The 21031-nt window shown below is 69.7% G+C and carries 15 protein-coding genes; 11 read left to right on the plus strand and 4 right to left on the minus strand.

Annotated elements, in window-relative coordinates; all coding sequences use genetic code 11:
• Positions 1–1017: 1017 nt before the first annotated feature.
• Genes AP234_RS19160 through AP234_RS19170 form a run of 3 tightly spaced genes read left to right on the plus strand, consistent with a single transcriptional unit; the run spans position 1018 to position 3847 of the window.
• The gene (locus tag AP234_RS19160; protein WP_055481065.1) at positions 1018–2949 is read left to right on the plus strand and encodes a DUF6571 family protein; all 1932 of its coding nucleotides are present in this window, start codon (positions 1018–1020) and stop codon (positions 2947–2949) included.
• A gap of 5 nt (positions 2950–2954) precedes the next feature.
• On the plus strand, positions 2955–3536 hold the full coding sequence (locus AP234_RS19165) for a hypothetical protein (protein ID WP_152990508.1): 582 nt from the start codon (positions 2955–2957) through the stop codon (positions 3534–3536).
• 8 nt (positions 3537–3544) lie between these two features.
• Entirely contained in the window at positions 3545–3847 is a 303-nt protein-coding gene (locus AP234_RS19170; protein ID WP_055481067.1) for a hypothetical protein, read from the plus strand.
• A 368-nt stretch (positions 3848–4215) separates the two neighbouring features.
• Here AP234_RS19170 and AP234_RS19175 read toward each other — a convergent pair whose 3' ends face one another.
• The gene (locus AP234_RS19175; protein ID WP_055481068.1) at positions 4216–5388 is read right to left on the minus strand and encodes an FAD-dependent monooxygenase; all 1173 of its coding nucleotides are present in this window, start codon (positions 5386–5388) and stop codon (positions 4216–4218) included.
• 92 nt (positions 5389–5480) lie between these two features.
• Between AP234_RS19175 and AP234_RS19180 the strand changes: the two genes are divergently transcribed.
• From AP234_RS19180 to AP234_RS19200, 5 genes are all read left to right on the plus strand, one after another.
• Complete coding sequence (locus AP234_RS19180; RefSeq protein ID WP_055481069.1) at positions 5481–6146, plus strand: TetR/AcrR family transcriptional regulator; 666 nt, start codon at positions 5481–5483, stop codon at positions 6144–6146.
• A gap of 95 nt (positions 6147–6241) precedes the next feature.
• Positions 6242–6913 (plus strand): DNA alkylation repair protein, encoded by a 672-nt coding sequence (locus AP234_RS19185; RefSeq protein ID WP_055481272.1) that lies wholly within the window; start codon positions 6242–6244, stop codon positions 6911–6913.
• 125 nt (positions 6914–7038) lie between these two features.
• Positions 7039–8055, plus strand: coding sequence for a class I SAM-dependent methyltransferase (locus AP234_RS35125; RefSeq protein ID WP_055481070.1), 1017 nt, complete (start codon positions 7039–7041; stop codon positions 8053–8055).
• Between the two features lie 94 nt (positions 8056–8149).
• The gene (locus tag AP234_RS19195; RefSeq protein ID WP_055481071.1) at positions 8150–11278 is read left to right on the plus strand and encodes an SNF2-related protein; all 3129 of its coding nucleotides are present in this window, start codon (positions 8150–8152) and stop codon (positions 11276–11278) included.
• Positions 11278–12153 (plus strand): SWIM zinc finger family protein, encoded by an 876-nt coding sequence (locus AP234_RS19200; RefSeq protein ID WP_055481072.1) that lies wholly within the window; start codon positions 11278–11280, stop codon positions 12151–12153. Before AP234_RS19195 ends, AP234_RS19200 begins: the two co-directional genes overlap by 1 nt.
• Before the next feature lie 3 nt (positions 12154–12156).
• Here AP234_RS19200 and AP234_RS19205 read toward each other — a convergent pair whose 3' ends face one another.
• Together AP234_RS19205 and AP234_RS19210 are read right to left on the minus strand one after the other, a co-directional pair.
• Positions 12157–13086 carry a diacylglycerol/lipid kinase family protein gene (locus AP234_RS19205; RefSeq protein ID WP_055481273.1) on the minus strand — a complete coding sequence of 310 codons (930 nt, stop codon included), beginning with the start codon at positions 13084–13086 and terminating at the stop codon, positions 12157–12159.
• 46 nt (positions 13087–13132) lie between these two features.
• Positions 13133–15907 carry an immune inhibitor A domain-containing protein gene (locus AP234_RS19210; RefSeq protein WP_235558250.1) on the minus strand — a complete coding sequence of 925 codons (2775 nt, stop codon included), beginning with the start codon at positions 15905–15907 and terminating at the stop codon, positions 13133–13135.
• A gap of 184 nt (positions 15908–16091) precedes the next feature.
• Here AP234_RS19210 and AP234_RS19215 point away from each other — a divergent pair, with 184 nt between their 5' ends.
• The 3 genes from AP234_RS19215 to AP234_RS19225 are packed head-to-tail and all read left to right on the plus strand — an operon-like array spanning position 16092 to position 19916.
• Positions 16092–17420: an FAD-linked oxidase C-terminal domain-containing protein gene (locus AP234_RS19215; RefSeq protein WP_055481074.1), complete on the plus strand. Its 1329-nt coding sequence runs from the start codon at positions 16092–16094 to the stop codon at positions 17418–17420.
• Positions 17421–17478: 58 nt separating this feature from the next.
• On the plus strand, positions 17479–19128 hold the full coding sequence (locus AP234_RS19220; protein ID WP_235558251.1) for a serine/threonine-protein kinase: 1650 nt from the start codon (positions 17479–17481) through the stop codon (positions 19126–19128).
• Between the two features lie 26 nt (positions 19129–19154).
• Positions 19155–19916, plus strand: coding sequence for an enoyl-CoA hydratase family protein (locus AP234_RS19225; RefSeq protein WP_055481274.1), 762 nt, complete (start codon positions 19155–19157; stop codon positions 19914–19916).
• A 26-nt stretch (positions 19917–19942) separates the two neighbouring features.
• Here the strand turns inward: AP234_RS19225 and AP234_RS19230 are convergent, their stop codons facing one another.
• Positions 19943–20860: a hypothetical protein gene (locus tag AP234_RS19230; protein WP_055481076.1), complete on the minus strand. Its 918-nt coding sequence runs from the start codon at positions 20858–20860 to the stop codon at positions 19943–19945.
• Positions 20861–21031 lie beyond the last annotated feature (171 nt).

A 21031-nucleotide genomic window follows, 5' to 3' on the forward strand; every position in this document is an offset into this window, starting at 1 on the left:
GGCGATCCAGCGCCGGCATTGCCGATCGACGACCGGCGACGAGGCCCGCGACCCGATCGACGCCCGGCCGACCCCCGCGAAGCGAGACCGACACCGGCTGGGCCGTACTCGGAGCGGACCTTATCGTTGAACAGATCAGCCTGCGCCGGGTCGTCCTCGCCGAGAGACTCGCAGAGGTGCAGAGGTGCAGAGGTGCAGAGGTGCAGAGGTGCCGTACCGGGTGTTACTCGACACACGGGGTCGTCGTGTCGCCGCCCGAGCCCTGTCCGCGATGTCCGCACAGGCCGTCGAAACACTCATCCGGCCGCACCGCACCGCCTAGCCTCACCTCGCCCTTCACGAGGTCTTCCTGAAGACCTCCGGGACGGCCCGCCTTGAGGTCTTCCGTACGGCCGCCGGCTTGCAGGCCCCTGCCGTGGTGCTGACGCTCGAACGGGCCGTGAACCGGCCGGACAGCCGATTCCACGAGCACCCGCGCCGGTCGGCGAGCTGAGAGTACGGCACAGGCCGGGGCCGCACCGACGATCGCGTCAGTGGCGAGCAAGCATGGCCAGCCGCATGTGTCGTCAACTCCGTTGGAGCAGCAGGTCGGGAAGATTCTTCCCCGGTGACCGGCTGAGCCGGACACTATGAAAGAGTCGGCGGCGGCTGATCCGGTCATACCGGATCTGACGGATATGTTTACGAGACGAGGCGATCGTAAATAATCTTGCCGCCGGAGTTGTCGCGTTCAACCGACATCGTGGGAGCCCGGCCCATATGACCGATCTGACGCCTACGCCTCAGCCGTCACCCACCCCTCAGCCGTCACCCACCCCTCAGCCGGTGCCGACGTCTCCGCCACCGTCATCCGGGTCGATTCAGAACGGCCGGTCCACCCCGGACGACGTCCCTTCGCCGAGCCCTCAGCCCTCGGTCACTCCGCCGCCCTCACCCCAGCCGTCGACGTCAGATTCGCGGCCTTCCCCGACGCCCTCCCCACTCCCCCAAGCCACCCCGACCGCCCCGGATCGAGGGGTGGGCGGCGGCTTCTCCGGGATCGATCCCGCCGCGATGGACGACTTCGAGCGAGGCCTCGGCCAGGCGCAGGACGCACTCGGCCGCAACGAGCCACAGCTCCGCCGCATCCTGCAGCGGCTCGACCTGGACACCTCACGCCTGGGCGCCCTGCGCGAGGTCCAGAGCTGGATCGGCACCATCCGCCCCGACCTGCGGCGCCGCAGCGAGACGATCCGCTCCGAGCACACCGAGTGGGCGGCATCCTCCGGAGTGCCCAGCGGACTGACCGCCTTCGACGAGGAGCTGTACGGCAAGGCCGCCCACGATCCCGACGTCTACGCGGCGGTCAGCAAGCTGACCGCCGCGGTCGAGAACGGCGACGTCGACGAGAAGACCGTGGCCGCGCTGGAGAAGCGGGCAGGGGACTCGACATTCGCCGTGGCGCTGATGAACGCGCTGGGCGCGGCGGGATTCCGCAATCTGATGACCAAGACGGTGAATCGTCAGCAGGATGAGAACGTGGCACGGCTGCAGACCGCGCTCGGCAAGACCCTTGGCACGGCGAGCTCCAGGCTGAGCACGTCCTGGCGTGACGAGCTCACCGACGACCTCGGCCACTCCACCGTCGAGTGGCGTTCGGGCTATGGGCTGGCACTGGCGCTCAAGCACGGCACCTTCGACTCCGCCTTCCTGCTGGCGGTCGCCAAGAAGATCGACACATGGAAGTGGACGGCGTACAACGGGCCGACCACCGGCATGCATCTCATGGAGGCGCTCAGCCGAAATCCCGCGGCGGCTCAGGACTTCTTCGCGAGCGATCCCAACATGATGAAGCGCTACCTGACCTGGCAGACCATGCCCGACGGCGGTGCGGCGCTGGGCACGGCGCTGGAGGCCGCCATGCTCACCTTCCGCGACCATGACGGCTCACCGCAGCAGCCATCCCGCGGCTACCTGTCCGCCAAACTGGCCTCGGAGTTCATCCACCTGGAGGCCCAACGCATCTCCGAGGGATCTCCTCCCGATTCACGCGTGCCGCCCACCACCACCGGCCACATCCTCGCCGGCTACATCGCCGACGTGAACCGCATCGCCACGGATGCCGGCAACACCAAGGTTCCCGATGTGACAGACGTCGACAATCCCAACCTCTCTGGTCAGGACCCTTGGGGGCCACAGTTCAAGAGGGAAGAACTACATGAGGTGATGAAAGAGACATTCGAGGATTCCAAGGCGTTCACCGCCGTCATGGGAGCCCAGACGGCATTCGCCGGGCGTCTCCTTGACCATGGTGCTGCGCAGATGGCCACCGGACAAGGTGACAGGGCACTCGTGGCCAATGCGGGATGGATCGGTGCAGGGTTCGGTTTCATAGCCGACGCGGCGGGACTCGCCAAAATCGAGCAGGGCAAGGAACTCGACGAAGCACAGCAGCGGAACATGAAGATTCTGACCGCGACGCTGAACACCGGGCTCGCCATCCCTCAGACAGGAACTTGGCCGATCACTGCAGGCATCATCGGCGCCTGGACCGGCCTGATCGAGGACAGTGTAAAAGGAGACGCAGAAGACAAGGCCCGCGCCGAAGCCAACAACGCCGTGCTTCAATCCCGAGACCTCATTCACGATCTCACCGCTCAGGCCATGCTCAAGCACGGTCTGTTCGGCTCGAGCGCCCCGCCTGCCCCAACCCACCCCTGGGCCTCGCTTCAGGATTTGAAGAAGGGCGACGATCCCCGCGACAACCCCAGAAATTTCCTCAATGACGATGGCCGGACACTTATGACCAGGGACGAGATGATCGACGAAACGACCTCAGGCAACCAAGAAAAGCGACTCGATGCCTACAAACGATGGCTTCATGGCGGGCTGGCAGGGGAGCGCTGGGATCGTCTCCGAGATCGGCTGGATCACGGGTTCTCCGACGGTTTCGTCCATTACGCATCATGACCAGGATGCGAGCCGCCACGATGACGGCGCTGTTGTGCGTGCTGGCTTTGCCTAGCGGCTGCCGACAAGAAGACCCCCAGGTCGACCTTACGCCGCTCCCGACGGTGGCGGCCCCGCCCTACATCTGCGAATACATTCCCCTGAAGGCTGTCGAGCTGATGACCGGGGTGCGTGATCCACTGGTTCGCGGCGATTTTGACCTCACGACGGCCGGAGGGCTCGGAGATGGACGCTGCGCGGCCTATCAACGGGACGGCGAGCGACTGAGAGTGCTGCATATCGTCCTGATCCCGGGCGGAACCCAAGAGCGGGTCGAAAAGCAAATCAAGGACGGCGCACTCCCTCTGCCCGAGGTTGTTCCTGGATCCGTTGGCTACTACTTCAAGGATCGAGACAGTGAGCGCAGCGCCGCGTACGCGAAGCTCGTCCGTGGCGAAGCGGAACTCATCATCGAGTTGGAAACCGGCGTCGAGGGGCGGGACAACGCGGCCGATGTGGCGGCGTTGATGAAGCTGATCGCGCCGAGGCTGATCACCGATGCAAGCGCTCCCGAAGCGACCGCGTCCCCCTCTCCTGAGAAGGACTGATTCACAGCATGGCCATGTTGGTGCCCAATCCGCTTCATCAGGCGCTGGGAGACGCCCTGCGTACGGCTGAGCCGCTGTTGCAGGAGATGACGAACGGCATCGACACACCGTTCCGGACCTTCCACTCGGGCGGTGTGTGGACGGGGCCGGCCGCGCAGCGCTTCGACGCGGAGCTAGCCCACCATCGTGCCCGGGTCCGCGGCTGCGCCGACGCCATTGTGGCCGACCTACGCCAGGCGCTGGCCGCCACACCGCCCGAGGTGACGGATGAGCAGGCGAGGACGATCAGGGCCAGGTACGGCCTGGCCTGACCGGCGGCGATCCACGAGCCCGGCCGTGCGGGGCCACAGGTTGCCGGCCCGCTCCAGGACGCCGTCCAGCCGGCCGCCATATCCGCATGGGACGAGCCGGTCCGCACTCCCCTCGATGGCCGAGCGCTCACTTCCGACCGGGTTCTCCACCAATTCGGGGACCGTGCCCTCGTAGCCTTCGTCCCATCCGTTGATCGTCCAGAACAGGAGGGGCCGACTCCGCGGCGAGCAGGAAGACCGCCGTCACCGCCGCGATGGCGGCAGCCGTACGAGCGAGGAGGCCGCGCCGCACGAACTCACGCCGCGGGGCGCGTACGGCCAGCAGCACCAACAGCGGAGGCAGCAGGGAGTTGCCCCGGGCTGGACGGTCAGGCCGGCGAGCCGCCGGGATCGGCCGGACGAGGCCTGCTAAGAACACGCTTCAGACTCTCGGCCGCGGCCAGGGCGGGCCACAGACGGGTGGCCAGGTTCCGCATCTGGATGCCGCGACGCGTGGCCGGGACCAGGAGCGCCGAGGCCTGACCGATGTTCCGCTGTTTCGGATCCACCAGACGCCGGTGTGCGGCCTCGTATCGGCGGAAGGCCGCCCGGGGGTCACCGGGACTCGCGGCGAGTTCCCCGGCGAGGGTGAACGCCCCCACCATGGCGAGGGTGGAGCCGTCGCCGAACAGCGACACACAGGAGGCGGCGTCGCCGAGAAGTGCGATCCGGCCCTTCCACCAACGGGGCAGGCGCACCTGGCTCACCGAGTCGAAGTAGAGGTCCTCGGCGACGCGCACCCGCTCGAGCAGTTCGGGCGCCCGCCAGGCCACATTCGCGAACGCGCGGGTCAGCATGCGCCTGTGCTGCTCGGTGTCGCGGTGGTCGAAGCCGGGCTCGGCCGGGCTCCGGTAGAGGAAGAACGCACCGCCGGTGGTGGTGCTGACGGCCACCGCCCTGCCCGGCGTGTTGTGCATGAGGATGTCCCGTCCCGATCCCGCACCGTCGCCGAGCGGCGTCGTCGCGACGTAGAGGCCCATGTGCCGGACGAACTCGTTCTCGGGGCCGAACGCCAGCCGGCGCGTCATCGAGTGCAGGCCGTCGGCCCCGATCACGAGGTCGAATCGGCGGGGCCCGCCGTGGTCGAAGGTGACATCGACCCCGTGCTCATCCTGGTCGAGGGTGGCGATGGAGTCGTCGAAGACGAATTCGGCGTGGTCGCGGCTCGCCTCGTACAGGATCGACGCGAGGTCGCCGCGTGGTAACTCGACCTCGTCCGGCCGTTGAAAAGCGCGCATGTCGACCCGGCCGACGCGCCTGCCCGCCGCGTCGACGAAGCTGACTCCCGTCGTGCCGGTGGCGGCCGCGCGCAGCCGGGGCAGGACGCCCATCCGTTTCGCGACGTCCACGGCGCGTCCTCTGACGTCCACCGGGTTCCCGCTGGAGCGCAGCGTTCCCGCGCGTTCGACGACGGTGACGTTGAAGCCGTGCCGGGCCAGCCAGTAGGCCAGGACCGGCCCGGCGACGCCCGCTCCGGAGACCAGCACCGTTCGCTCACTCATGACAACCTCGCTAACCGGACGTTTTTCCTCCGCCTATGCCACGGTATCCTAACCGGAGGGAAAACGTCCATTTCTCAACCGAGGCGGGTGGCGTGGAGAAGGCGAAGCGGCAGGGGACGACGAGGTTGCGCGCCGACGCCCGCCGCAATCGGGACCTGATCGTCGCTGCCGCCCGACGGCTGCTGGTGGAGCAGGGCGTCGACGTGCCGCTGGAGGAGGTGGCACGGCGGGCGGGGGTCGGCATCGGCACGCTCTACCGCCGTTTCCCCGACCGAGACGCACTGCTGCGGGCCGTCGGGGAGGACACCCTGCGCCGGCTGGTGGATCTGGCGGAGACCGCCTGGCGCGAGGAACCGGACGCCTGGCACGCGCTGTGCCGCTTCCTTCGCGGCTGCGCGGAACTGCACATGGGCGTGCTGTCGGCGAAGCTGGAGCCGCACCTGCACCAGCGCTTGCGCGCCGGCCACGACCTGCACGAGATGCGGCAGCAGGTGACCGACGCCGTCCTTCGGATGACCGAGCGGGCACAGGCGGACGGCGCGCTGCGCCGCGACATCGGCCCCGGCGACATCGCTCTGCTGATGACCACGCACGTCTACTCGCCGCCGGGCACGCCCGGCGAACCGGCCATGGCCCGGGTGATGGAGATCATGCTGGCCGGCCTGCGCGCCGGTTCCGGACCCGCGCTTCCGGGAACTCCGCGAACCGACGACGACCTGCGCCGATACATCGCCGTGGAGCAGCCGCCGACCGATTGACCCCGCCGCCGCCCGATACATTGAACCCGGCCATCGAGGTCGACACCATGGCGCACTCGGAAAGCGGTGACCGGACCGCCGCGGAGGAGGTTCAGATGATCGAGACGACGGTGACCGAGGTGATGGCCGAGCTGGCCGCGCTCGAGGACCCGAAGATCCGCGAGGTGAACAGGAGACACGGCGACGACCACGGCGTGAACCTCACCAGGTTGCGCGCGCTCGCGAAGCGGCTGAAGACGCAGCAGGACCTCGCGCGCCGACTCTGGGAGACGGGTGACCCGGCGGCGAGGCTGCTGGCGATCCTGATCTGCCGCCCGAAGGCGTTCGAGCGCGACGAACTGGACGTCATGTTGCGTTCGGCGGGCACCCCCAAGGTGCACGACTGGCTCGTGAACTACGTGGTGAAGAAGAGCCCGCACTCCGAAGAGCTGCGCCTGGCCTGGTACGCCGATCCGGATCCGGTGGTCGCGAGCGCCGGCTGGGCGCTGACCACAGAACGCGTGGCCAAGAAGCCCGAGGGACTCGACCTCGCGGGACTGCTCAACGTCATCGAGGCGGAGATGAAAGACGCCCCCGATCGCCTGCAGTGGGCGATGAACCACTGCCTGGCTCAGATCGGCATCGAGCACGCCGAGCACCGCGCCCGCGCCATCGACATCGGTGAGCGCCTGGAGGTGCTCAAGGACTACCCGACTCCGCCGAACTGCACATCTCCGTTCGCGCCCATCTGGATCACGGAGATGGTGCGTCGGCAGCACGACAAGTAGGGGAAAAGGCCCTCACCTCCTGAGACGCTCAGACGAGAATTCGATATCCAATAGAAATAACCATGCTCTTATGAAAGTTTTTATTTTATGATATAATGCCGCAATCGTGTATTAGTTTCCTCATTGTGAATAGCAATGGAGGACCGAGCCAGACCGCGCTCACGGCCGCGGCGGCACGCGCAGCACACCTGATCGTCGACAGCGAGCCTCTGATCTTCCGCGACACCTTGGCGTACGCCCTGCTCGGAGAGCAGGCCGAGGAACTCGTCGGCTTCCACCGGACCTATGGGGACCACCTCGTCCTCGCCCAGGCGCGCACCACGGTGGTCACCCGCGGTCACTACACGGAGGCCCGCCTCGACGAGGCGATCCACGCCGGCGTCCGGCAATACGTGATCCTCGGCGCCGGGCTGGACTCCTTCGCCTACCGGACCCACCAAGCCGCCCGGCCCGCCGAAACCCCCCAGACCACCCGGACCACCCAGACCACCCGGACCACCCAGACCACCCGGACCACCCAGACCACCCGGAGCATCCAGACCGCCCAGACCGCCCAGACCATGCGGCCCGGTGCGGCACCGCCGGCCGACGGGGTCAGGGTCTTCGAGGTCGACCACCCGGCGACGCAGCGGTGGAAACGCCGGGCCCTCGCCGATGCGGGGATCGAGGCGCCGCCCGCCCTCACCTTCGTCCCCTCCGATCTGGAGGCCGGACCACCACTGGAGCACCTGGCCGGGCACGGCCTCGACCTCGTACGGCCCGCGCTGGTCGGCTGGCTCGGTGTGACCATGTATCTGACCCGCGACGCCGTCGGACGGACCCTTTCGATGCTGGCCGGCCTGGCGCCCGGCAGTGAGATCATCGTCGAGCACATGCTCCCCGAGGGACTGCGGGACGACCACGGGCAGGCCTACGCCGATCAGGTCATGCCCTTCGCCGCCGAGCACGGCGAACCATGGCTGACCCTGCTGTCGCCCGATGAGATGTCGGCCATGCTGCGGGAGCGCGGCTTCGAGGTGATCGAGCACGTCCGGCAGCGTGAGATGGTCCCATCGGCCATGTGGGACCGTACCGACGCGCTGCACGCCGCCGACCTCGCGGTCCTCACCCGCGCCCGTCTCGTGCAGCAGATCGTTTCGTGAAACAGGCCGTTCCCGCGGCCCCGCCCCGGTGATCCCATCGGAATCGGGGGGCGGATTCGCTGCTAGCGTTCCGGGGGTGACGGGAGGAAGCGGCATGCTCGTGATCCACGCGGCCTGGGACGACGGGAGGCTCGTCCTCTGGGCCGAGGAGACGACGGACGCGGGGCCGAGCGCCTCCCGGGCCGAGATCCGTCCCCACCCCTTCGCCGCTTCCGCCGCCGCCCTCGCCGCGGAGCTGCCCCGCTGGGGGGATGCCGCGGCCGAGGCGGCGGGCAAGGCCGCGTCGGGCGAGACCGTGCTGCTGCTGCCGAGCTCGGCGCGTCGTCCGCTCCCCTCTCCGGAGACCGGCCTTCAGGCCGCCGCACGCCAGGCCAAGATCAGCATGTGGCGGGTGCCCGCTCTGCTGGTCGAGCCGGGGCCCGCGCTGCGCATGCTGACCGCGGCTCTGGAGCCGCCGCCGACGGCCGGGCCGTCCCTGCGCTATCTCGCGGCCGTCGCCGCGCACGCCCGTGAGATCGTACGGCGCGGGCGGGTGCTGCCCCAGCTCGTCGCGGAGGACGGCGGCTACGCGGCACGCTGGCGGCCGGTCCTGACGGGTCCGCACGCCGCGCGTTTCCGGGAGCTGGCCGCCGCGATGCCGCCGGTGTGCCGGGCCGTACGGGAGGAACTGCCCTCGGCCCACGTGCTGAACGAGGCGCTCGCCTGCCTGACCGACGCGGTCGTACGGCAGGCCCTGCCCGAGCGCCTGCTGCGGGGGCATCGCCCCGGGCAGCGCAGCCCGCTGGCCGACCGGTGGACGGTGGCGCTCACCGGGGAGGCCGCGGCCCTTCCCGGCGTACGTGAGGCGGAGGCGGGCGAGCTCGCCCGGCCGCTCCAAGACTGGTTCCGGGCCGCCCACCAGCTCGACGGCCCGGTCAGCGTGTGCTTCCGCCTGGTCGAACCCGAAACCGCCCTGGTCGAACCCGAAACCGCCCTGGTCGAACCCGAAACCGCCCTGGTCGAACGCGAGCCGGAAACCGCCGGGCCGGAGCCCGCAGCGGACACCGGTAAGCGGGAGCCCGAACAGGACACCGGTGGGTGGGCCGTCGAGTTCGCCCTCCGGTCGGCCGAGGACCCGAGCCTCTATCTGCCCGCTCCCCTCGTCTGGGCGGGCGAGACAGCGCCCGGATTGCCCGGGCGCCTCGACGAGACGCTGCTCGCGGGCCTCGGCCGGGCGACCCGCCTCTACCCGAAGATCGACGACGCGCTCCGGGAGGCCCGGCCGGCCCGGATCGAGCTGGGTGTGGAGGAGGCCTTCTACTTCCTCCGGCACGCCGCGCCGCTCCTGCAGGCGGCCGGGTTCGGCGTGCAACTGCCCGCCTGGGCGGGCCGCACCAGGCTCGGGCTGAAGCTCACCGCGCGTTCCCGCTCCGGGCCGGGAGCCGACCGTGCCGCCGTGGACGGGGGGTTCGGGCTGGCGCAGCTCGTGGACTTCCGCGCCGAGCTGGCCGTCGGCGACGAGACGATCAGCGAGTCCGAGCTGGCCGAGCTGGCCAGGCTCAAGGTGCCGCTGATCCGGCTGCGCGGACAGTGGGTCGAGCTGGACGTCCGGCAGCTGAACGCCGCGCTGGAGGCCGTGGCGCGCCACGGGTCGGGTGAGACGACGGCGGGTGAGATCCTCCAGGAGGTCGTCAACGGCGGGGACGACGGTCTTCCGCTGGTCGAGGTGGACGCCGACGGGCTGCTCGGCGATCTGCTGTCCGGCGAGGCCGACCGCCGCCTGGAACCGGTCGCGACTCCGGCCGCCTTCCACGGCACGCTCCGGCCGTACCAGGAGCGCGGCCTGGCCTGGCTCGACTTCATGTCCCGCATCGGACTCGGCGCGATCCTCGCGGACGATATGGGACTCGGGAAAACGATCCAAATCCTGTCGATGCTGCTGAACGAGCGTGAGCAGGAAAACCAGCAGAGGGCGACGCTGCTGGTCTGCCCGATGTCGCTGCTGACCAACTGGCAGAAGGAAGCGGCGAGGTTCGCCCCGTCGCTCGACGTCTACCTGCATCACGGCGCGGGCCGGCTGCGCGGCGAGGAACTGGCCGAGCGGGTCGGCCGGGCCGACCTCGTCCTCACCACGTACGGCACGGCCCTGCGCGACCGCGACGTCCTCGCCGCCTTCGAGTGGGAGCGGGTCGTCTGCGACGAGGCTCAGGCGATCAAGAACAGCGCGGCCAGGCAGGCCCAGGCCGTACGATCGCTCCCGGCGCGCACCAGGCTGGCGCTGACCGGCACCCCGGTGGAGAACCACCTGGCCGAGCTCTGGTCGATCATGGAGTTCTGCAACCCCGGCCTGCTCGGCCCGGCCGTGACGTTCCGGAAGCGCTACCAGGAGCCGATCGAGCGGGACGGCGACGAGGCGGCGACAGCCGCGCTCAAGCGGGCCACCGGGCCCTTCGTGCTGCGCCGGCTCAAGACCGACAAGACGATCATCTCCGATCTGCCGGAGAAGATGGAGATGAAGGTCTGGTGCACGCTCACACCGGAGCAGGCCGGCCTCTACCAGGCGATCGTCGAGGACATGATGGACCGGATCGCCGGAAGCGAGGGCATCGAACGGCACGGCAACGTGCTCGCCGCGATGACCAAGCTCAAGCAGGTGTGCAACCATCCCGCCCACCTGCTCAAGGACGGCTCCCGGCTGCCGGACCGCTCGGGGAAGCTGGCCCGTCTGGAGGAATTGGCCGAGGAGATCGTTGGCGAGGGCGACAAGGCGCTGGTCTTCACGCAGTACGCCGAGTTCGGCTCGATGCTTCAGCCGTACCTGGCGGCGCACCTCGACCATCCGGTGCTGTGGCTGCACGGCGGGCTGCCGAAGAAGCGGCGCGACGCGCTGGTGGAGCGGTTCCAGCACGACGACGAACCGATGATCTTCCTGCTGTCGCTGAAGGCCGCGGGCACCGGACTGAACCTGACGGCGGCCAACCACGTGATCCATTTCGACCGGTGGTGGAACCCGGCCGTGGAGAACCAGGCGACCGACCGGGCGTTCCGCATCGGCCAGCGCCGCAACGTACAGGTCAGGAAGTTCATCTGCGCCGGGACCCTGGAGGAGCGGATCGACGAGATGATCGAGCGCAAGCTGGCGCTGGCCGAGAGCGTGGTCGGCACGGGCGAGGACTGGATCGCTTCGCTGTCCACCGACGGCCTGCGTGAACTGTTCCGGCTCGATCCCGAGGCGGTCGCGTGATGGCGCGGCGGGAGTCCGGATGGTTCGAGCGATCCCGGCCGATCCGGGTCGAGGGCGGCATCCGGGTGCGGGGCAAACGCGGCTCGATCGGCGAGCAGTGGTGGTCGCGCAGGTTCGTCGACATCCTGGAGCGCGTCTGCGACCCCGGCCGGCTGGGCCGCGGCCGCTCGTACGCCCGCTCCGGGCAGGTCCTCGGCCTCGAGATCGGGCCGGGTCTGGTCGAGGCCCGGGTGCAGGGGTCGCGGCCGACGCCGTACCGGATGACGATCGGCATCTCCGCCTATGACCGGGAGCAGTGGCGCGAGCTGGTCGGCGCGCTGGCCGCGCAGGCACTCCACCGGGCCAAGCTGCTCGCCGGTGAGATGCCGCCCGAGATCGAGGACGTGTTCGACGGGTGCGGGCTGCCGCTCTTCCCCGATGAGCGGGGGCTGGAGATGGACTGCTCCTGCCCGGACTGGGGCTTCCCGTGCAAGCACCTGTCGGCCGTGCTGTACGTCCTGGCGGAGGCGTTCGACGACGATCCGTTCCTGGTGCTGGCCTGGCGGGGCATGGCCAGGGACGCGCTGCTCGACGCGCTGCGCCACATCGGGGGCAGAACCGGAGGCGACGACGGCGGCCCGACGCCGGGGCTTCTCGACGTGGCCGACGTCCCGTTCGCGGAGCGGATCGACGACTTCTACGAATCCGGCGTGTCACCGGCCCGGCTGTTCCCGGCCCCGGACGCGTCGGCCGGTTCCGGTTCCCCACCCGATCTGCTGCTGCGCGCGCTCGACCCGCCGCCGGTGAAGGCGCGGCACATTCCGCTCCTCGACCTGCTGCGGCCCGCCTACCGCGCCTTCGCCACCGGCGCCGACGACGAAGGCGACGGCGGGTAGCGATCAGGTGTCGACGAAGTCCGCCGGGACCATCACGCGGACTCCGTTGGGGATCGTCCTGACGACCAGCGGGGTGCGCAGCCGCACCTCGCCGTCGATGTCGGCGGCCATCGGCGGGTCGGTCTCCACCAGCATCTCGCCACCGGTGACGAAGGGACCGCCGGCGAGGCTGCGCCATCTGCCGGTGGTGGCTCTGACGAGGGTCTCGACGACCAGCCGCAGCCGCTTGCCCGAGCCGAGCTGGTAGGCGACGAGCCTGCGGTCGTCGATGCCGGCGTCCTTGGCGATCTGCCAGCCCCCGTGATAGCGGCCGTTGGCGATGTTGAGCTGGTGGGTGAGCAGTTCGTGGCGCACGCCGTCGACCGTGACGAACGCCCGGAACGGCCGGTGGCCGGGCAGGATCCGCATCGCGGTCAGCGGATAGGCGGCGCGGCCGAGGACGCGCTTGAGCAGCGGCCGGACGGTGCCGGCCACCTCGACGGAGACCCCGAAGCTGGTCAGGTTGGCGAACGGCCGGTCGCCGCACATGCCGAGGTCGATGTCGGCGACCTTCCCCTCGGACAGCACGGCTATCGCGCCGGGCAGGTCCAGCGGCAGCCCGAGGCTGCGGGCGAAGTTGTTGGTGGTGCCGAGCGGCAGCACGCCGAGTGCGACGTCCCGGCCGGCGATGTGCTTGATCGAGCTGCTCAGCGTGCCGTCACCGCCGCCGACGATCAGCAGATCCGGCTCGTCGGCGAGGGCGCGGGTGATGGTCTCGCGCAGCCGTGCCGGGTCGGTCACCGCGTGCACGCCGGTGAGCAGGAAGCCCCTGGCCTGGAGCAGGCGCAGCACCTCGGGGTAGTGGCGACGGCCCCGCCGCGACCTGGTGTTGACGACGACGGCGGCCATCCGCTTGTCGTGGATGGCCGCCGTGTGCTCCGCCTTCGTCCGCATGATCACATGCTAGGCGTTGCGTTAACCTGTCATTGCCTGTCGGACATCACTTCTTTGCCGGTGTGACGTAGACGAGCGCGCCCAGGTTGCCCGGGAGCGGGCTGACGAGCTGGATTTTCACCCCGAGCTGCTTGCCCTCGTCGCCGGGGTTGCCGGTGCCGAGGATGGGGCCGCCGATGTCCGTGCCGTACAGCTCGGTGGCGGGGGAACCGTCGGGGTGGACGATCCGGGTGGTGTAGGCCTCGTTGTTCCTGGACGGAACCACGACCGAGGCGTCACGGTGCCGGAAGTACAGCGCGCCGTCCCGGATCTCCAGGCCGGGGTACCAGCCCTTGGCGTCGGTGAAGGTCTTCACCGCCGGGAGCTTGGCGAACGAGGTGCAGTACTCCACGAACGGCTCGCCCTCGATGCACTCCTTGAACGGATAGGTGCCGAAGAAGTTGAACGCCGCGTTGGACGACTGCGGGCGGGAGGGCAGGTTCTTCAGGACGCTCCCGTCCTTCTCCGCCGCCTCGCCGGTACGGCGCAGCGGTTCGAAGTGCGAGTCCACGAGGAGGAGCTGGCCCTTCGGGCCGACCGACGGCAGGTCGAACGCCGCGTCCGACACGTTGTTGTTCGTGCGGGCCGCGTCGCGGTACCAGACGAGCAGGCCGGGCGCGTTGTACTTGACCTTCTCCACCTTCCAGGCGCCGTCGCGCTGGTAGGTCGTGTCGTAGGCGTACTGCAGGCCCTTGTCGAACCCGTCGAGGTTGCGCCATTCGGCCAGGTAGTACTGCGCCGCGTTCAGTTCACCGGAGTGGATCACCCAGCCGGCGCCGGTGGTGTCGGTGAAGGTGCCCTTCGTGGCGGTCCAGCCGTTCTCGCCGTTCTCGACGTCGTCGCTCCAGACGGCCGTGCCGCCCGAGGTGACCGAGAAGTCGTCGTTGAACCAGCCGCGCTCCATGGCCGCCGCGTCCGTGGCGTACCGGAGGCGCACCTGCACGGTCTGGCCGGCGAACGGCGCGAGGTCGGCGTACAGCTTCACCCAGCCGCCGCTCTCCCCGGTGATGCCGTACTTCTTGTTGCCGTAGTCCTTCAGGCGGTTGTTGGGGTCGGTGTAGTCGTCGCCGGTGCTGGCGAGCGCGCCGCCCTCGAAGTAGACCTTCTGCTCGGTCCAGGTGGCGCCGCCGTCGGCGGAGACCTCGAAGAAGCCGAAGTCCCAGTCCTGCTCGATGGTCCAGTCGCTCCACCACTCGAACTTCGCGTCCGAGCCGGCCGGGACCTCGACCGACCTGGTCAGCTTGGAGTCGCCCCAGGCCTGGTCATTGCCGGACCACCACAGGTTGTCGCCGCTGTGCGGGGTGGACAGCACCACGTGCTTGTCCGGCAGGTTGATCCGCACGCCGTCCTCGGTGCCCTTGGGCGTACGCGAGGTCTGGCCGACGGCCAGCAGCTTCTTGTGGTCACCCGGGTCGAGGATCTTGGGGTTGGCCCAGCCGAGCACCCACTTGTCCCACAGGCCCATGTGGGTCGGCATGGACTGGAAGATCGGCCCGGAGTGGGAGCCGCTGGACATGAGGTCCCAGAAGTCCACGTCCGAGTCGCCGTTGCCGCTGGTGTCGTACAGGTCCGGCAGGCCGAGGTCGTGGCCGTACTCGTGGGCGAAGACGCCGACGCCGGAGTTCTCCGGCTGCACGATGTAGTTGGAGATCTTCACGTTCGTGCCGGGCACGGTGTAACCGCCCGCCACGTCGCTGGAGTGCGCCCAGATGGCGAAGGTCCCCTCCGCGCCGCCGCCGCCGGACTTGTCCTCACCGGCGTGGATCAGCACGAGGTGGTCGATGACGCCGTCGGGCTCGTCGAAGTTACCGTCGCCGTCGTAGTCCGAGACGTCTTCCCGGTCGTAGTCGGCCCACGGGAACGACGGGTCCTGGGCCGCGAGGGTGTCGACCGCGTCGATGGCGAGCTGGGCGGGACCGCGCGGGTTGTCGGGGTGGCCGGCCATGTCCTGCGGGAAGGTGCCGCACTTGCCCGCGCCGTACCATGCCTCGGAGTGCGGGACCTTGATCCAGCCAACCGCCTCACCGGTGACGGTGTAGGCCCCCTTCGACATCTCCTCGTACATGTTCTTCATCGTGTACCCGGAGATGTCGATGCCCTTCTTGCCGTCCCGGGGGTCGGTCAGGTCCGTGCGGACCCGCTTGGTGATCCCCTTCGAGCTGTAGAGCATGTCGTTGTAGAACGCCGTGTTGAAGTCCGGCACCCACATCGAGTTGTTGTCCTTGCCCCCGCCGGCCGCGAGCGCCGGGTCGGGGATGCGGTTGTGCAGCGGCCCGTTCAGCTTCGTGCCGGGCGGCTCGGTGACGCAGTCGTTGACGTCGTTGATCGTCTTGGGGTGCGACCAGCCGGAGAAGTCGTCATTGGCCTGGTCGTTGAACTCGACGAGCAGCGTGAGGAGTTTGGCCTGCTTGGTGGTCTTCGACTTCTTGTAGATGAAGTCCCACGGGTTCTTCCCGGTCTTGATGGCCTGCCGCTCGTGCTTGGCGAGCACCCGCGCCGCGACGGGGTTGCCCATGGCGAACTTGCGGTCGATCGAGTGCGCCAGGGCCAACGTACGCCTGGCGCCCTTGTCCGGGACCCGTTCGTCGATGAGCGTCGTGTCGCTCTGGATGCGGGGTGGGGCGTAGTTGATGTAGTGGTCCTTCGCCGAGGGCTGATAGCCGGCGGTGGGGGTGACCGTGTCGGTGGCCGCCTGGGTGGCCGTGCTGACGGCGGCCAGGCCAGCGGCCGCCAAGCTCAGCGCGGGCACCATCACGGCGAGACGCCGGAGTGTATTGGACAACGAGATCCCTTCCCGTCCGGGGTTCCCGGACGCCCATGCTCGGCGCGCCGGGATGAGCGCGCATGCGGGACCTTAAGCGAAAAGGTAAAGAGAACCAATATCGGTTGTAAAACCGTGATCTACTAAAAAGTTATGTAAAGCTCCGGTTACCACCGGTGCCGGGAGTATGGCGTAAAGTCCAGGCGTGCAAGACCTTATCGCCGCACTTCCGGACGGGCGGGTCCTCACCGACCCCGACGTCACCGAGTCGTACGCCAGAGACCGGACCTTCGTGCCGCCGGGCAGACCACTCGGCGTCGTTCTCGCCGAGTCACGGGACGACGTGGTCACGACGATGCGCTGGGCGACCGAGCACCGGGTGCCCGTCGTGCCGCGGGGGGCGGGCACCGGCCTGGCCGGCGGGGCCACCGCGACCGACGGCTGCCTGATCCTCTCGCTCGCCAGGATGACGCGGATCCGCGAGCTGTCGCCGCAGGACGAGATCGCGGTGGCGGAACCCGGCGTCATCACCGCCGACCTGGACCGGGCGGCCCGCGAGCACGGGCTGATGTACGCCCCCGACCCCTCGTCGTACGAGATCTCCACGATCGGCGGCAACCTCGCGACCAACGCGGGCGGACTGCGCTGCGTGAAGTACGGCGTGACCCGCGACTCCACGCTGGGGCTCGAGGTCGTGCTGGCGGACGGGCGGATCATCGAAACCGGCCGCCGGACCATGAAGGGCGTGACCGGTTATGACCTGACCGGTCTGTTCGTCGGTTCGGAGGGCACGCTCGGCGTGATCACGGCGGCGACGCTGCGGCTGCGGCGGGCGCCCGCAGAACTGGCCACGGTCGCGGCCGAGTTCACCTCGCTGCGCGACGCCGCCGCGGCCGTTGCCGCGATCATCGCGGCGGGCTGCAACCCCTCCCTGCTCGAGCTGATGGACCGCACCACGCTCGAGGCCATCGACGAGTGGAAGAACATCGGGCTGGAGCCGGCCACCCGCGCGATGCTGATCGCCCAGTGCGAGGGCTCGCCGGACCGGATGGCCGAGCTGTGCGGGGCGGCGTCGTTCGTCGCCGTGTCGTCGAGCCCGGAGGAGGCCGCCGAGCTCATCGGCCTGCGGCGGCTCGCCTACCAGGCGAAGGAGCGGCTCGGCCAGTGCCTGGTCGAGGACGTGTGCGTGCCCAGGTCGGCGCTGCCCGACATGATCTCCACGATCGAGGACGTGGCGGCACGGCACGGCGTCAGGATCGCCACTGTGGCGCACGCGGGCGACGGCAACGCACACCCGGTGTTCATCTTCGAGCGCGGCCTGGCCGAGCCGCCGCCGGAGATCTGGGACGCGGCCGACGAGGTGTTTCGGGCGGCCCTCGCGCTCGGCGGCACGCTGACCGGTGAGCACGGCGTCGGGGTGATCAAGCGGCGCTGGCTCGGCCTGGAGACGGGACCGGTGGTGACCGAGATCCACCAGGGCATCAAGCAGGTATTCGACCCGCTGAACATCTTGAATCCCGGCAAAGCGATCTAACGCTGCTAACGTTCCGCCAAGTCACACTATTTGATGCTAAACGGGGGCAATGGTGGCGTTGGCAGCAGGTGATCCGAGCCGGCTCGGGCCGTACGAGCTGATCGACCGGATCGGGGAGGGCGGTCAGGGCGTCGTCTTCCTGGGCCGCGGCCCGACCGGCGAACCCGTCGCGGTCAAGCTGCTGCACCAGCGATTCGTCGCCGATCCCGAGGCCAGGGAGCGGTTCCTGCGGGAGGTGGCGCTGGCGCGACGCGTCGCCCGGTTCTGCACGGCGCCGGTGCTGTACGCCGACCTCGCGGGCGACCGGCCGTACATCGTCAGCGAGTTCGTCTCCGGGCCGTCGCTGCGCGAGCTGGTGGACCGTGAGGGACCACGCCGGGGCGCCGCCCTCGAACGCCTCGCCATCAGCATGGCCACCGCCCTCGTCGCCATCCACCGGGCCGGGATCACCCATCGCGACTTCAAACCGGCGAACGTGCTGATGGGCTCTGAGGGCCCCGTCGTGATCGACTTCGGGGTGGCCAGGGCGCTGGACTCCCCCCAGGCGACGGCCACCGGCACCACGATCGGCACGCCGTCCTACCTGGCGCCGGAACTGCTCAGCGGGGGAACGGCCACACCCGCTGCCGACATCTTCGCCTGGGGCGTCACGATGGTGTTCGCCGCGACGGGGCGGCCCGCCTTCGGCGCGGACACGATCCCCTCGGTGATCACCCGCATTCTGACCGCCGAGCCCGACCTCGGCCTGCTGACCGGGCCGCTCAGGGATCTCGTCGCGGCGTGCCTGGCGAAGGATCCCGCGCTGCGCCCCTCGGCCGAGGAGATCGTCGCCCGGCTCACCGGCGGGCCGGCCACGCCCGTGCCCGTGACCGTGGCGCCGCAGGCGGAAGACGGGCATCCGGGGAGGCCGCGCAGGCCGCGCGTACCGCTGCTGCCCCTGACCCTGGCGGCCGCGATGGCGGTGGCGGCGGCGGGAACGGCGACCGCGATATCGCTGAGCGGGAGCGAGAGCCGGGGTGGTCAGGCGGCGGCCACGCCCACCGTCGGCGACGAGACGCCCGGCGGCGAGACCGATCTCGCGCCGGTGCCGGACCGGCCGCGTCGCCCCTCCCCCACCCCGTCGGTCAGGAAACGGCCCACCCCCACCCCCGGCGCGCGTGCCGTCGTCGTCCCGACGAGGCGGCCCGGCCCCACGACCGGTGCGTCGCGGGCCCCCTCGGGCAGGCCGTCGCCGAAGCCGTCGGCGAAGCCCTCATCCCTCCCGTCGCGGTTATCCCCGTCGAGCCGGCCGGACCCGTCGTCGCCGGCGCCATCGCCGAAGCCCTCACCCAAACCGTCGCCCAAACCCTCACCGAAGCCGACGTCCCCGCCCCCGTCCAAGCCCAATCCGTACACCGCTGCGGGGGTCTGCGGAGCCGGCTTCAAGGTGATCAATTCGCACTCGTACGGCGGCGCGGCGACGACGTACCTTCTCTACGACGCGGCCACCGGCCGGAACTGCGTGATCACGCTGTCGAAGTACGAGATCCCCGGAAAGATCAAGATGAGCGCGGTGCTGCAGGTGCAGGGCGGGGCGTCGGCCGCCGACTCCGGCTCCTACACCGTCTACGCCGGGCCGCTCAGGCTGGCCGCGGCGCGCAAGTGCGTCATCTGGGGAGGCGGGTACGGTTCCGCCACGTGGCGCAGCGGGTGGTCCCACTGCGGCTGACCGCCGATCGATCGACAGGAGGTTCCATGGAGCCATTGGTCCGCCACGAGCGGGCGGGCGGCGTGACGACGATCACGCTCGACTCACCGCACAACCGCAACGCCCTGTCGTCCCGGCTGCTCGGCGAACTGGACGACGCGCTGCGCCTGGCGCTGGCCGAGCCGTCGGTCCGGGTGATCGTGCTGACCGGTTCCGGGCCGGTCTTCTGCGCCGGGGCCGACCTGAAGGAGCAGCGGAGCGGGGGCGCGCCGGTCACCGCGTCGTTCCCCGACGTCCTGCGGCTGATCTGGGAGAGTCCCAAACCGGTCGTGTGCCGGCTGAACGGCACGGCCCGGGCGGGCGGCCTCGGCCTGGTGGCGGCCTGCGACTTCGCCATCGCACCCGACTCCGCGTCGTTCGCCTTCACCGAGGTGCGGCTCGGGGTGGCCCCCGCGATGATCGCGGTGACCTGCCTGCGGCGGCTCGACCAGCGGGCGGCGGCGGAGTACTTCCTGACCGGCGAGGTCTTCGACGCCCGCCGGGCGGTGGAGATCGGGCTGCTGACCCGTGCCGTGCCTGCCGACGACCTCGACGCCGAGGTGGCACGCTACACGGACATGCTTCTGCGCGGCGGGCCCGAGGCGCTGGCCGCGACCAAACGGCTCGTGCGCGAGGTGCCGCTGCTGTCGTTCGACGAGGGCCTGCGCCGGATGGCCGACCTGTCGGCGGAACGCTTCACATCGGCGGAGGGCCAGGAGGGCATCCGGGCCTTCCGCGAGAAGCGGCCGCCCTCCTGGATGCCCTCCTGAGCGATCCGCCGAGATGCTCGGCCGGGTCACCGGCCCCCATGTACCGGTCCGTCTCCGTACAACGCCGGTAGGTCGACCAGCAGCAGGTCACGGCGTCGAGCCGCGGCCCGCTGCACGTCGGGAGGGAAACCGTGGAGGGAGCACAGCACCAGGGCGGCGTCTTCGATGTGGTGACCCAGGCCCGCCAGCAGGTCGCGGATGCGCTGGAGACGGTCCACGTCCCGCATGCCGCGCGGCTGAATCGTCGCCTTCGCCTCGCCGATGAGGGCGATCCGGGCGTGTGCCGACTGGGGGCGCTCGCCCGGCGCGAGCGCGAGCACATCCACCTCATGCTTGGTCTTCGCCGAGGGATCGGGCACCTCCGTGGAGCCCACCACTCCGGCTCGGATAGTGGTCTCGTCGGGGGCGAAAGCTCGGGTCCACCGACGGGCCAGCTCCTCGAAGTGCGGTCCCAGGATCTTGGAGTGGAAGGTAGGGCGGGACTCCTGCCATGCCTGCCGGGCACGACCGTGCTCGACCATGTCCACGAGCGGCAGGGTGATCAGCTGGTTGAAACGGATCACCGGGTCGGCGACGGTGATCACGGGGCTGCGAGTCTTGAGGAGATCCTGCTCTCTGCGCACGTAGCCCGCGGACTCGAGCACCTCCAACGGGGCGATCACCGTCGAGCGCTGACGTTCCAGCAGGCCACCGATTTTCGCGGGAGTGGAGGCACCCTGTGCGACCGCGGACAGCAAATCGTAGTAGAGGGTGCGATGGGTGATCCGCGGATCCTCACGCAGCAGGATTTCCGCCTCGACCCGCGAGTAAAGGGCGCGACCGGGGTCGAGGAGCGTGCGCTGAACCCAGTCGTCGAACTCCACCATGCTCTGTGGACTACCGCCCGGCGCCAGCGGCCGGTAGCCGGGAGCGCCGCCGACACAGGCGTCCACCAGCAGCGCCACCTCCGGGTCGTCATCCGGGAGTCCGGGACGTAGAGCGCCGTGTTCCCTCCCGTCGTGTCACCGACCGGCGGCGCCGTGTCCGGGCCGCCGGGACGAGTGTCCCAGCGCCTCAAGCACCCCAAAAGACACTATGACCGGCATAATGTCCCGAAGCGGGACAAATCCCGTTAA

Origin of the sequence: Sphaerimonospora mesophila, assembly GCF_001417795.1 — a bacterium.
In the GTDB taxonomy this organism is placed as follows: Bacteria; Actinomycetota; Actinomycetes; order Streptosporangiales; family Streptosporangiaceae; genus Sphaerimonospora; species Sphaerimonospora mesophila.

Bases quoted from the DNA above. Each gene is read 5' to 3' on its own strand.
- AP234_RS19165 (WP_152990508.1), top strand. From the start codon at position 2,955: ATGCGAGCCGCCACGATGACGGCGCTGTTGTGCGTGCTGGCTTTGCCT.
- AP234_RS19170 (WP_055481067.1), top strand. From the start codon at position 3,545: ATGGCCATGTTGGTGCCCAATCCGCTTCATCAGGCGCTGGGAGACGCC.
- AP234_RS19175 (WP_055481068.1), bottom strand. From the start codon at position 5,388: ATGAGTGAGCGAACGGTGCTGGTCTCCGGAGCGGGCGTCGCCGGGCCG.
- AP234_RS19185 (WP_055481272.1), top strand. From the start codon at position 6,242: ATGATCGAGACGACGGTGACCGAGGTGATGGCCGAGCTGGCCGCGCTC.
- AP234_RS19195 (WP_055481071.1), top strand. From the start codon at position 8,150: ATGCTCGTGATCCACGCGGCCTGGGACGACGGGAGGCTCGTCCTCTGG.
- AP234_RS19200 (WP_055481072.1), top strand. From the start codon at position 11,278: ATGGCGCGGCGGGAGTCCGGATGGTTCGAGCGATCCCGGCCGATCCGG.
- AP234_RS19205 (WP_055481273.1), bottom strand. From the start codon at position 13,086: ATGCGGACGAAGGCGGAGCACACGGCGGCCATCCACGACAAGCGGATG.
- AP234_RS19225 (WP_055481274.1), top strand. From the start codon at position 19,155: ATGGAGCCATTGGTCCGCCACGAGCGGGCGGGCGGCGTGACGACGATC.